The organism is Pseudoalteromonas sp. S1727 (genome assembly GCF_005886375.1).
Taxonomy (GTDB): Bacteria; Pseudomonadota; Gammaproteobacteria; order Enterobacterales; family Alteromonadaceae; genus Pseudoalteromonas; species Pseudoalteromonas haloplanktis.
On the sequence record NZ_PNDT01000121.1, the window covers coordinates 1 to 12,816 of the forward strand.

Annotated in this window: 12 protein-coding genes and 3 tRNA genes; 13 read left to right on the forward strand and 2 right to left on the reverse strand. The window is 40.7% G+C overall.

The features are described 5' to 3' along the window. Positions 1 to 423 precede the first annotated feature (423 nt). A tRNA-Pro gene (locus tag CWB85_RS20055) sits at positions 424 to 500 on the reverse strand. A gap of 99 nt (positions 501 to 599) precedes the next feature. After that, entirely contained in the window at positions 600 to 1,217 is a 618-nt protein-coding gene (locus CWB85_RS20060) for an arylesterase (RefSeq protein WP_016707378.1), read from the reverse strand. On the opposite strand from CWB85_RS20060, the gene CWB85_RS20065 reads away from it, so the two are divergent. The 13 genes from CWB85_RS20065 (at position 1,218) to CWB85_RS20125 (ending at position 12,730) form a co-directional block, all read left to right on the forward strand. Next, positions 1,218 to 1,931 carry an ABC transporter ATP-binding protein gene (locus CWB85_RS20065; RefSeq protein WP_138555857.1) on the forward strand — a complete coding sequence of 238 codons (714 nt, stop codon included), beginning with the start codon at positions 1,218 to 1,220 and terminating at the stop codon, positions 1,929 to 1,931. After that, complete coding sequence (locus CWB85_RS20070; protein WP_016707376.1) at positions 1,921 to 4,422, forward strand: ABC transporter permease; 2,502 nt, start codon at positions 1,921 to 1,923, stop codon at positions 4,420 to 4,422. The genes CWB85_RS20065 and CWB85_RS20070 overlap by 11 nt, the downstream gene beginning before the upstream one ends. 110 nt (positions 4,423 to 4,532) lie before the next feature. Beyond that, positions 4,533 to 5,057: a crossover junction endodeoxyribonuclease RuvC gene (gene ruvC / locus CWB85_RS20075; RefSeq protein WP_138555858.1), complete on the forward strand. Its 525-nt coding sequence runs from the start codon at positions 4,533 to 4,535 to the stop codon at positions 5,055 to 5,057. 1 nt (position 5,058) lies between these two features. Beyond that, positions 5,059 to 5,676: a Holliday junction branch migration protein RuvA gene (gene ruvA, locus CWB85_RS20080; protein ID WP_016707374.1), complete on the forward strand. Its 618-nt coding sequence runs from the start codon at positions 5,059 to 5,061 to the stop codon at positions 5,674 to 5,676. A gap of 7 nt (positions 5,677 to 5,683) precedes the next feature. Then, on the forward strand, positions 5,684 to 6,691 hold the full coding sequence (gene ruvB / locus CWB85_RS20085; protein WP_016707373.1) for a Holliday junction branch migration DNA helicase RuvB: 1,008 nt from the start codon (positions 5,684 to 5,686) through the stop codon (positions 6,689 to 6,691). 876 nt (positions 6,692 to 7,567) lie between these two features. After that, positions 7,568 to 8,272 carry a protein TolQ gene (gene tolQ, locus CWB85_RS20090; protein ID WP_016707372.1) on the forward strand — a complete coding sequence of 235 codons (705 nt, stop codon included), beginning with the start codon at positions 7,568 to 7,570 and terminating at the stop codon, positions 8,270 to 8,272. Then, entirely contained in the window at positions 8,259 to 8,693 is a 435-nt protein-coding gene (gene tolR, locus CWB85_RS20095) for a protein TolR (RefSeq protein ID WP_016707371.1), read from the forward strand. Before tolQ ends, tolR begins: the two co-directional genes overlap by 14 nt. 1 nt (position 8,694) lies before the next feature. Next, entirely contained in the window at positions 8,695 to 9,621 is a 927-nt protein-coding gene (gene tolA / locus CWB85_RS20100) for a cell envelope integrity protein TolA (RefSeq protein WP_016707370.1), read from the forward strand. 9 nt (positions 9,622 to 9,630) lie between these two features. Further along, a complete protein-coding gene (gene tolB / locus CWB85_RS20105; RefSeq protein WP_016707369.1) occupies positions 9,631 to 10,989 on the forward strand; it encodes a Tol-Pal system beta propeller repeat protein TolB in 1,359 nt (452 codons plus the stop codon). 35 nt (positions 10,990 to 11,024) lie between these two features. After that, the gene (gene pal / locus CWB85_RS20110) at positions 11,025 to 11,567 is read left to right on the forward strand and encodes a peptidoglycan-associated lipoprotein Pal (RefSeq protein WP_016707368.1); all 543 of its coding nucleotides are present in this window, start codon (positions 11,025 to 11,027) and stop codon (positions 11,565 to 11,567) included. Between the two features lie 13 nt (positions 11,568 to 11,580). Beyond that, positions 11,581 to 12,333 carry a tol-pal system protein YbgF gene (gene ybgF / locus CWB85_RS20115; protein ID WP_016707367.1) on the forward strand — a complete coding sequence of 251 codons (753 nt, stop codon included), beginning with the start codon at positions 11,581 to 11,583 and terminating at the stop codon, positions 12,331 to 12,333. Between the two features lie 168 nt (positions 12,334 to 12,501). Then, positions 12,502 to 12,577, forward strand: a tRNA-Lys gene (locus CWB85_RS20120). Positions 12,578 to 12,654: 77 nt separating this feature from the next. Continuing rightward, positions 12,655 to 12,730 (forward strand) — tRNA-Lys (locus tag CWB85_RS20125). Positions 12,731 to 12,816 lie beyond the last annotated feature (86 nt).

The window sequence follows — 12,816 nt, forward strand, 5'->3', positions numbered from 1 at the left end:
AGATTTTAATATGCATATGGAGAGAATATGTATATTTTGATATTCAATTCATTAATTGCCATCATGTATTTATACCAATCGACTTAAATATTTAACCATTCTAGCGAGCTAAATAAAGCGCTAACTGCGTTATAATTTTTCATGTAGAACAACTACATGTCAAAATTTACGCCTTGTTATCACGTCATTTATCTGTCGCTATAAATGGTCAGTAACTTAACACGATTGGTATAAACAACTGTATGAGATGCCTGCTGAGAAAGATGTTGAGTAGTTAAAGACTAATTAACTCAGTCATGGTTTTGTCAGTTTAAGTAAAAACTAAAAAGACATATGAAAACGTGAATTACAAAGCGTATCCAAATGGGTTTTAGAAGTTAGCTTTCAATTTAGTGTAAGTGCAGGAGATTTAAGGGGAAGTAATGGTCGGTATGGAGAGATTCGAACTCTCGACCCCTGCCACCCCATGACAGTGCGCTACCAAGCTGCGCTACATACCGACGTTGCAAGCAATAGTACGTATATTTTTTCAAAAATCAATAAGCTTTTGTTTATTTGAACATTTATTAAACGTACTAAGCGAAATAAATTTTCTGCGGTTAGTTTATCCAGTCATTGATCGATTTATACATCGTATCTCGTAGCATAGGTTGAGCAGTTTTGTTAGGGTGTATGTTGTCGTTTTGCATTAGGTTTTTATCTGCAGCGATATCAAGCACGAAAAACGGCATTAAATGGCTATCGGTTTCATCAGCAATAGTGGCAAAACTTGCGGTAAATTGCCCGGTATAACGTGGTCCATAGTTAGGTGGAATGTGTATTTCCATAATTGCTACTTTGGCATCGGCTTGTTTGCTCTTATTGACTAAACTTGTTAGGTTTTCTTTCAGCCGTTTAATTGGAAAGCCACGTAGGCCGTCGTTACCACCGAGCTCGATAAGTACATGGCTAGGTTGAAATTCATTGAGTAGAGCGTCTAAACGACGCAGTGCGCCACCGGTGGTTTCGCCACTGATACTGGCATTGATCAGTTGTATAGATGCTTGTTCAGCATCATATTTATCTTGTAACAACTGAACCCAGCCTTGTTCTTGTTTTAACCCGTAGGCGGCACTTAAACTGTCTCCTAAAATTAAAATTGTGTTGTCAGCTGCTGCAGTAAGTGGTTTGATTACTAACAGTAAAACGAATATAAAACGTAGGATTGAATACATCATATGTCAGCGCTATCTCAATTAAATATTATTCAGGTTAAAGATCTTTCAAAAACGGTTACTACCCTTGAAGGGGATTTGCCCATCCTCAGCGACATCACCTTTAATGTCAAGTCTGGGGATTCAGTGGCGGTGGTTGGTACATCTGGCTCTGGCAAGTCAACCTTACTTAGTTTACTAGCAGGTCTGGATCAGTCAACGCAAGGTTCAATTTATTTAGACGGCGAGCCATTGCATGAACTTGATGAAGAAGCACGTGCAGCACTCAGAGCAGCTAAAGTGGGTTTTGTATTTCAATCTTTCATGTTAGTGCAGAGTTTAACCGCACTTGAAAACGTAATGCTACCTGCTGAGCTTGCAGGCGAAAAAAATGCCAAACAGCAGGCACTTGAGTTACTTGAAAAAGTGGGCTTGAGTCATCGTGTTGAGCATTACCCATCGCAACTCTCTGGTGGCGAGCAACAACGTGTTGCTATTGCTCGAGCATTTATTGGCACGCCCAAAATATTATTCGCAGATGAGCCGTCCGCTAACCTTGATAGCAAAAATGGTAAATTAATAGAATCATTGTTATTCGACCTTAATAAAATGCACGGCACTACCTTAGTGTTAGTCACCCATGACGAAGCGCTGGCTACGAAATGTCAGCATGTTTTGCAAATTGAAGCGGGGCAATTAGTTAAAAATACCAATGAGGCTGTGGCGAATGTGGGCTAAATTAGCGTTAAAATTATTTAGTCGTGAGTTTCGCCGTGGTGAACTCACGGTGATCTGTGCGGCAATATCGCTGGCGGTATTGACGGTATTAACACTTTCTATGGTAACTGACCGAATAGGGCAAAGCATTGCGCAAAAAAGCAGTGCCTTTATTGCTGCTGATCGTGTGTTGGCAAGTAATCATGTGCTACCCGATGAGTATTTAACGAAAGCCAGCGAGTATAATTTGCAAACCGCGCAGTTAACTTACTTTGATACTATGTTATTTGCTAATGATGAAATGCAATTAAGCTCAGTGAAGGCAGTATCGGAGCATTACCCCCTAAAAGGTGAGCTTAAAGTCAAAAGTAGTTTAACTGGTGAGATAGAAGTTGCTACGCAGGGACCATCGGTGGGTAATGTGTGGTTCAGTGAATCGGTATTTTATGCGTTAAATGTAAAAGTGGGTGATACCGTTGAGCTAGGGGCTGCACAATTTAATATCGAAAAAGTGCTAGTTGAAGAGCCGGATGCGCCATTTAATATTTTTTCGAGCAGTCGTCGTGTGTTGTTAAACAATCAAGACGTAGAAAAAACTGAAGTTATTCAACCTGGCAGCCGTGTTTTTTACCGTCAATTGTACAGCGGCGATGAAGGTGATATTAGCGACTTTTATGGGTGGCTAAAGCCACAAATAAAAGAAAACCAGCAATGGTATGGAGTAAAAGACAGACAATCGCCTATTGCTAATAGCTTAAACCGCGCTGAAAGTTTTTTATTACTCGCGGGGTTATTAGGGATTATTTTAGCGGCAGTGGCCATTGCGGTGTCGGCTAAACGTTATTGTGAGCGCCAATATGACCCTGTTGCGATGATGAAAACGCTCGGCGGTAGCCGCGCGATGATCCGCAAAATCTACTTACTGCACTTATCTTTAGTGTGTGGTTTATCGGTGATCCTTGGTTTAGCAATTGGTTATGGCTTACAAGAAATTGCCACTGGCTATTTGGCAAAATCAATGAATAACACTTTGCCTGCGGCGGGTTTAAAACCTTGGTTTGTCGCGATCAGCACCGGTGTAATATGTGCCGTGATGTTTTCAATCAAACCGTTATTAGACTTATTTGATATTCCACCGCTTAGAGTATTACGCCGTAACTTGGGCGATAAGTTGTTAGTGAGTAAAGTGCATTTAGGCATGTCGGCTGTGACGGTATTTTTACTTATGTGGCTATTTAGTAATAACTTAAAAATCACCGCTATTTTATTTGTATCAACGTTGATTTTAATCGCTATCTTATTTTTGCTCTCGCGGTTGATCTTCGGTGGTGGTCGTAAGTTAGGCCTGCGTCCAGGTAGTAGCTGGTCACTTGCGATTGCCTCTATTCAAAAACGTGCCAATGCCAATGCGGTGCAGTTGATCAGTTTTTCACTTGCTATAAAACTGCTGTTATTTTTAGTGGTACTTAAAAACGATATGATCGCGGATTGGCAGTCGCAACTACCTAGCGACGCGCCAAATGCCTTTTTGGTTAATATCACTGAAACAGAATTACCAGATGTTAATGCGTTTTTAGAACAAAAGAACATTCAGGTGTCTGACTTTTATCCAACTGTGCGAGGGCGTGTAAACGCAGTGAATGGCGAACTGGTTGCCCGTGAAGTGTCATTACAAGATAACGAAAAGAAAGACGAAGAAGCCCGCTCAGGTATAGGTCGCGAGCTTAATCTTACTTGGCTTGAGCAAGCGCCTGCACAAAATGAGATCATTGATGGTAAGTGGTTTGCTGATAACGCGACCGCGGAGGCGTCAATAGAAGAGTCTATGCTTGAGCGCTTAGATGTAAAACTTGGTGATACCTTGACCTTTTTAATCGGTGCACAGTCGTTTGATGCCAAAATTACCAGTGTTCGTAAAGTGAATTGGGCAACACTAAAGCCTAACTTCTTTATTATTTTAAGTCCTGATGTTTTAGCGGATTTTCCGGCAACCTATATTTCATCGGTACGAATTAATGCCGAGCAAAAACGCGACTTTAGTCAATTATTACGTAGTTACCCAACCATCAACGCCATCGACGTAGATAGTTTTGTCACTCAAATACGCTCAACTATTTCGCAAGTATCCCTAGCAATTGGTTTTGTATTGGCGATTGTGGTGTTGTGCGGCGGCTTAGTATTGATCTCACAAGTACAAGCAAGCTTGGGTGAGCGGATGCAAGAAATTGTTATATTGCGTACCTTAGGGGCAAAAGGACGGTTAATAAAAAATGCGACCTTGTATGAATTTTTATTACTCGGCAGCGCGGCAGGCTTCGTAGCTGCGTTGGTTAGCGATGTTGCCTTATTAATCGTGCAACGTGAGATGTTCGATTTAGCCGGTAAGCTGCACCCACATATTTGGTTAATTGGGCCAATAGTAGGGGGCATGTTTGTAGCATCTCTAGGTTACTTCATGATAGCCCGAACCATGCGTAAAAATACTCAAGGTTTGCTGCGCTCTTTAGCCTAACAGGTTAGCAATTGAACAAGCCCGTTTTTACGGGCTTTTTTGCACTGGTAATTTATACAGTGCTCTGGCATTATTACTGCAATTAATTATTTATACTGATTGGGCACGTATTGGCTATTATTTTAGGGATTGATCCTGGCTCACGTTTAACCGGTTATGGGGTAATTGCCCATCAAGGGGCTAAATTTACTTATTTAGGTAGTGGCTGTATTAAATTGGCTGATCATGATTTTCCCATTCGATTAAAAATGATTTACCAAGGTGTTAGTCAACTGATTGAGCAATTTTCGCCGGATCACTTCGCTATCGAAAAAGTGTTTATGGCGCATAACCCAGATTCAGCATTAAAACTGGGGCAAGCCCGTGGTGCGGCAATAGTAGGCGCAGCTATCGCAGAACTGCCCGTTTTTGAGTATTCTGCGCGGCAAATAAAACAAGCCGTAGTGGGTAATGGTGGTGCCGATAAAAGCCAAGTACAGCACATGGTTAAAAATATTTTAAAATTGCCCAGTACCCCGCAAGCAGACGCCGCCGATGCATTGGCAATTGCAATATGCCATGCTCATTCAGATCAAAATTTAATAAAACTAGCGGGCAGTGCCAGTAAAACCGTTAGAGGACGATTAAGGAAATAACATGATAGGTCGCTTAAATGGCATTTTAGTCGAAAAACAACCGCCAGAAATCTTACTTGAAGTAAGTGGAGTGGGTTATGAAGTAAATATGCCAATGACCTGCTTTTATGATCTGCCTAATATTGGCGAGCAGGCCATTGTATATACGCATTTTGTAGTGAGAGAAGACGCACAATTATTGTTTGGTTTTAATAATAAAACTGAACGCGCATTATTTAGAGAGTTATTAAAAGCGAACGGCGTAGGGCCTAAACTCGGTTTAGCGATTTTGTCTGGTATGTCTGCTAAACAATTTGTGAACTGCGTGAATAATGAAGATGCCACAAGCTTAGTTAAGCTCCCTGGAGTTGGCAAAAAAACCGCTGAGCGCTTAGTACTGGAAATGAAAGATCGATTGAAAGATTGGGGTAATGACTTATTCACGCCATTTAGTGATAATGCGGTGATAGAGCCTGCTGCCGATACGTTGATCGCAAATAATGCGGCAGATGACGCGGTTTCGGCCTTAGTGTCGTTGGGTTATAAATTGGCGCAAGCACAAAAAACAGTAAAATCAGTAGCCAAACCTGATATGTCTACAGAGGTTCTTATTAAAGAATCTTTAAAATCAATGTTGTGAGTAAACCATGATTGAAGCGGATCGTTTAATTGATGCGACAGAACAAAGTAATGAAGATGTTGTTGATCGCGCTATACGGCCAAAACTATTAGCCGATTACACAGGTCAGCCCCATGTTAAACAGCAAATGGAAATATTTATAGAGGCGGCTCGAACCCGTGGTGAAGCACTCGATCATTTATTAATATTTGGCCCTCCAGGGTTAGGTAAAACCACCTTGGCGAATATTGTTGCGAACGAGCTGAATGTCAGTATTAAAACCACATCAGGCCCGGTACTTGAAAAAGCAGGGGACTTAGCCGCGCTACTTACCAATCTTGAAGAAGGTGATGTACTGTTTATAGATGAAATACACAGACTTAGTCCTCAAGTTGAAGAGATTTTATATCCTGCCATGGAAGATTACCAACTTGATTTAATGATTGGTGAAGGCCCTGCAGCACGGTCAATCAAGCTTGATTTACCTGCCTTTACACTCATTGGCGCCACTACGCGGGCAGGCTCGTTAACATCACCGCTGAGAGATCGCTTTGGTATTGTGCAGCGCTTAGAATTTTATTCTGTTGCTGATCTCTCAACCATAGTAGGGCGTTCAGCACATTATTTAAATTTACAAATGTGTGATGATGGCGCAGCTGAAATAGCGAAACGCTCTCGTGGCACTCCGCGTATTGCAAATCGATTATTGCGTCGAGTACGTGATTACACGCAAGTAAAATCAGATGGAACTGTTAATGCTGAAGTAGCAGAGCAGGCGCTGAACATGATTGATGTTGATAAAAGTGGTTTTGACTACATGGATCGTAAATACTTGCTTGCCATCATAGAAAAATTTATGGGTGGCCCTGTAGGCTTAGATAACTTAGCAGCCGCCATCGGTGAAGAAAAAGAAACCATCGAAGATGTGATTGAACCATACTTGATCCAGCAAGGTTTCATACAGCGAACTCCACGCGGGCGGATTGTGTCTGATAACGCTTACCATCACTTTGGCTTATTAGCAAAGCAACAGTAAATCTCACTTCCAGTGGTTATACGCGCATGTATAGCCACCTATAGTTGTCTTTTTAACCGCTTAGCCTATGTACATAGGTATTTAGTTGTTGTAACAAATATAATTCACATGCTGTTAAGTTTGTAAACGATATTGTATCCCACATAGCGCGGCGCTTAGCTTTTATTTAGGGCAAAAAAAAGCCCGCATAAAGATGCGGGCAAACAACAAGTTGAAGGAAGTAATCTAGGGAACACAGCTTAAACTCATCAAGTTTTATCAAGAGGACTTTAAGCTTAGCAATACGAAAAATCAGATTCATATTGCAAAGAACTGGGCTTCATGAAGTATTCATTACTGCGCTAGCTCGGTATGGGGGAATAATACGCAATAGTTGTTTTTTGTTCAAACTAGAAAAATTTAATTTTCAGATAAAAAAAACTAATAGCTAGACTTTTTTGTTTTCTTTATTTGTGTTCATAAAATTCACAGAAAGTTATTAGTTTGTTGAATTTATGAAACTTTATTTGGTTGGTTGGTTTTTAAACGGATTAGTTAAACTGTCCTGTTTTAAACTTTAAATGGTGCTTTTGCGTGGTTATGCACACATAGTGAATAAACGCAGTGTTTTATAGAGTTTTTGTTGATAAATACGCACCGTGCCAGAATATTTATCTAGGTCGTTGGAAATAGAGCTTGAATTGCGTTGGCTGATTTAGCTAAATAAAAAGTTGCAGACCTGCTTTTCAACGTTTTTTGTTGCTAATTCACAGCAATAGCGTTGTCAGTAACGAGCTGAATAGATACACTAGTTGCAACTTTAGGCCAACCTGTTGGTCTGATAGCTAGCGTATAAAGAAATGGTATTTTTACAAGAAATCTTATTAGGAGTTTAATGTGGGTTCAGGGCTTAATTTTTTAGATTTAATTCTAGAAGCAAGTTTTCTTGTGCAGTTGGTAATGTTGGCACTCGTTGCAATGTCAGTCATGTCATGGGCAATAATTTTTCAACGTAAGAAAGCTATTTCTGATGCGTTAACACAAGCAAAACGTTTTGAACAAAAGTTTTGGTCTGGCATCGATTTAAGTAAACTTTACAACGAAATATCGTCACGCAGTGGTAATTCAAGTGGTATAGAAGCATTGTTTATTGCTGGCTTTAAAGAATTTGCACGTCATAAAAAAACATCGTTTCAAAGTGCCAGTATTGTAATGGAAGGTACACACCGCTCAATGCGTGTGGCTTTATCTCGTGAAATTGAAAAACTAGAATCAAGCTTATCGTTTTTGGCAACGGTTGGCTCTATTAGCCCTTATATTGGTTTATTTGGTACTGTGTGGGGCATAATGAATGCCTTTATCGCGCTGGGTGAAGTTAAGCAAGCAACCTTACAGATGGTAGCACCAGGCATTGCCGAGGCGTTGATAGCTACAGCAATGGGTCTATTTGCAGCAATCCCAGCTGTAATTGCCTATAACCGCTTTGCTAACAAAGTTGAAAAACTTGAATCTCACTACATTAACTTTATGGAAGAGTTCGCGAATATTTTACACCGTCAAGCAGCTACACAAATAGAGGCAAAAGCGAATGTATCAGCGTAAGAAACGTCGTCCTGTTGCAGAGATAAACGTAGTTCCTTATATAGATGTAATGTTGGTATTATTGATCATCTTTATGGCAACAGCGCCTTTGATCACTCACGGTGTTAAAGTTGATTTACCAAAAATGGAAGAATCAGATTTAGTTGATACTAAAGATACACCGCCAATTATTGCCTCTATTGATTCGCAAGGTAAGTACTATGTAAGCATTGGTACTGATCCTGAGGAGCCAATGGAAGCTTTAGATGTCGCTGCAGTGATCAAATTACAATTAATGAAAAATCCAGAAACGCCAGTAATGATCAAAGGATCAGGCAAAGTATCGTACCAAGAGGTATTGTTACTAATGGACTTTTTGAAAAACGCAGGCGTACCTTCGGTAGGTTTAATGACTGAATCATTTGAAGGGAATAAAAAATAGTATGGGTGCTTCAGTAGTAAAGTCAGTGTTGTTGCACCTTGCGATTATAGGCGTGCTAATTGGCACTGCAAATTTTCATACTTCAGCACCTTCAGTAATGGAAGTAACATTAAATACTGCCATGCCTGAGGCTGAGAACGCGGTGTCAGCGGTGACTGTTGACCAAAAAATGGTTGAGCAAAAGATTGCTGAGTTAAAACGTCAAGAAGATGATAAAAAACGTGCTGAAGATAAACGTATTCGTGATTTAGAGCGCCGTGCATCGGATGCTCGTAAGCAACGTGAAGCAGAAGATAGACGAATTAAAAAATTAGAGCAAGAGCGTCGCGCGAAAGAGAAAGAAACCGCACAAGCACAAGCGCAGGCGAAAAAAGCCCGCGAAATTGAGCAAAAAGAACGTGAAAAAGCACAGCAAGCTGAAAAGCAAAAAGAGCAAGCTGAACTCGCTGCGAAAGCGGCTGCTGAAAAACGCAAAGCTGAAGAAGAAGCACTTAAAAAGGCGGAAGCAGAGCGCAAGCGTCAAGAGCAAGAAGCTAAAGAGCGTGCAGAAGCTGCTGAAGCCGCGCGTCAAAAAGCATTACAAGAACAAATGTTGCAAGAACAGCTAGCGTCAGAGCAAGCTGCACGTAATAAAGTTCGTCAACAACAAGTTGGCACTGAGGTTGATAAATACAAAGCATTAATAATGGCGCGGATCCAGCAAAACTTATTAATCGATGAAAAAATGAAAAATCAACAATGTCGTGTCAATATACGTCTAGGCTTTAATGGCTTGGTAACGCAGGTTAAATCATTAGGCGGTGATAAGTTAGTATGTGAAGCGGCGCTTAGAGCGGTGCGTATGGCTGATACGCTGCCAGTTTCTAAAGATAAAGATGTGTTTGAGCAATTAAAAAATATTAACTTAACAATTAAGCCACAATTTTAAAGGAATGGTATGTTCAACAAGTTGAAAACAGTTTGTTTAATTTTCGTTTTAGGCTTTGCTGGTGTTGCCAATGCAGCACTTGAAATAGTCATCACAGAGGGTATTGATGGAGCACGGCCTATTGCTATTGTGCCATTTAAATACAAGGGTGTTGGGCCAATTCCGCAAAAGCTCAGCACTGTAATTGCTGCTGATTTAATGCGCAGCGGAAAGTTTAAACCAATTGATGTAAATGAGATGCCGCAGTTGCCTAGTAAAGATGCAGACGTTGACTATGCTGCATGGGTAAATAAAGGTGTTGAAGCTATTTTAGTAGGTGAAGTTGAACAACAAACTGATGGCCGTTACTTAGTGCGTTATGAGTTGGTTGATGTTATTCGTGGTCAAATCACTGGCGGCGAAACGCAAATGATGAGCAATGGTAAGCTAATTAAAAGCCAAGATCATATTCAAGAAGCACGCGAGAGTGTAATTAGTGATACTGGCTTTAGACGTTATGCACACCGCATTAGTGATGTTATTTATGAAAAACTCACTGGTGAACGTGGTGCATTTTTAACTAAAATTGCGTATGTTATCGTGCGTGATGATGAACCTAAGCCGTATCAGCTAGTTGTAGCCGACTATGATGGTTTTAACGAGCAAGTATTGTTGCGCTCGCAAGAGCCATTGATGTCACCAGCGTGGTCACCTGATGGTACCAAGCTTGCGTATGTAACATTTGAGAATCGTCAAAGCCAAATTTATATCCAAGATTTATACTCAGGCAAACGTGAGTTAATCACTAGCCATCAAGGTATTAACGGTGCACCGCAGTTTTCGCCAGACGGCAAAAAATTACTTTTGGTACTATCAAAGGACAGAAACGGCGCAACAGAAGTGTATATGCTAGACTTAGCAACACGTAAAGAAACCCGTTTGACTAACCACCGTAGTATAGATACTGAACCGTCTTGGCATCCTAATGGTCAAGATATCGTGTTTACCTCTGAAAGGGGTGGTAATGCTCAGATTTATAAGTTAAATTTACAAACAGGTAGGTCACAACGAATGACCTTTGACGGTGACATGAATCTAGCAGGTTCAGTTACCCCTGATGGCAAAGAATTAGTGATGGTTAACCGTACCAACGGGCAGTACCATCTCGCTAAGAAAGAGCTGGCTACAGGCGCATTTCAAGTGTTAACGCGAACGCGCCTAGATGAATCACCGAGCATAGCGCCAAACGGTTCGATGATCATTTATAGCACGCTTCATAATAATAAGCAGGTACTAGCGCTAGTATCAATGGACGGTCGCTTTAAAGCACGGTTACCTGTGCTAAATGGACAAGTAAAGGCACCTGCGTGGTCGCCTTATTTACAATAATATTTGCTGGTTTACTCAATATAGGAATCTACTCAATGCAACTTAATAAAATACTTAAAGGCCTGCTAATTGCTGTGCCAGTTATGACACTAGCAGCTTGTAGCTCATCTTCAGATATCGATGAAGGTGCAGCAAATCAATCAAATCAAGCAACTGTAGAGCAAACAGCGAATACTGATACAGTTGAAGTGGCTACATTGACGCCAGAGCAACAAGCACAAGAAGAACTTCGTCAGAAGTATGACGAATTACGTAAAGAACAAATTATTTACTTTGATTTTGATAAAGCAACAATTCAAGGTCAGTACGGTGAATTACTTCGTGCACACGCAGAGTTTTTAGTTAAAAACCCATCAGTTAAAGTATTAATTGAAGGTCATGCTGATGAACGTGGTACACCTGAGTACAATATTGCTCTTGGTGAGCACCGTGGCCAAGCAGTTGAAAAATACCTACAAAGCTTAGGTGTTTCAGCAAGCCAAATGTCAGTAGTGAGCTATGGTGAAGAAAAGCCAATGGTTAAATCACGCACTGAATCTGCTTTCGCTAAAAACCGCCGTGCGGTACTAGTTTACTAAGATTAGAGACATTATGAAGCCGAAAATTATTTTGGCAGCCATGATATTGAGCGGGAGCACCCACGTTTGGGCTGCTCCCGCTCCTGTTTCAGAAGCTGCGAGTTCACAATCGAGTATAGAAAAACGCCTTGCTGCCCTTGAAAACATGATGCAGTCGCGTAACTTGTTACAAGTTGAGTTACAACAACAGCTTAATGTACTGCAAGATGAAGTGAGCCAAGTTCGTGGGATCACCGAAGAGCAAACCTATAAACTAGAAAAAGTGTTACAGCGTCAGCGCGAGCTTTATCAAGAAATTGAAAACCGTGTTAGCCAAGCTTATTCACAACCTAGTGCATCCAGTGCTGATCAATATGCAGACCCTGTTCCATCACAAGCAATTAGCTCAGATCTGTCTGAGAATGAAGCTTACGAGCGCGCAGTAGCATTAATAATGAAAGACAAGCGTTACGATCAGGCAATTCCAGAGTTTCAAACCTTTTTAACAACGTACCCAAACTCTGTGTATGCATCAAACGCTCATTATTGGTTAGGGCAATTACTGACAATTAAAAATGATCCAGTAAAAGCGTCGGAACACTTTAAAGTTGTTGTCAATGAATTTCCAAATTCAAATAAACGTCCTGATGCAATGTTGAAGCTTGGTACTTTGTTACAAGAACAAGGTTTAGCTGAACAAGCATTAAAAACGTTGAGTGATTTGATCAATCAATACCCAAGTACAACTGCTGCAAAGTTGGCCACTGATCGCATTGCAAAAATGTAGAATCAGCTTGATTAGACTGCTTTTTGTCATAAGCGGTCTAAAATTGGTCAACTAGACATAAAAACTTAAAAAAAGAGACATTTTCTGTTGCACTCATTTTTTAAATAAGTATTATAAGCGCCCGCAGCAAACGAATGGTTCAACCACTCAAATTGCGGCAAAAAGAGCGGGTCATTAGCTCAGTTGGTAGAGCAGTGGACTTTTAATCCATTGGTCGATGGTTCAAGTCCATCATGACCCACCATTCATTATTTGGCTTTATGCTAAAAGTTGAATGGTTTTAATCGGCGGATTTACGTAGGCTTTTATAAGCATCAGAGCGGGTCATTAGCTCAGTTGGTAGAGCAGTGGACTTTTAATCCATTGGTCGATGGTTCAAGTCCATCATGACCCACCATTCTTTATTTGGCTTTATGCTATAAGTTGAATGGTTTCAATCGGCGGATTTACGCAGGCTTTTACAAGCATCAGAGCGGGTCATTA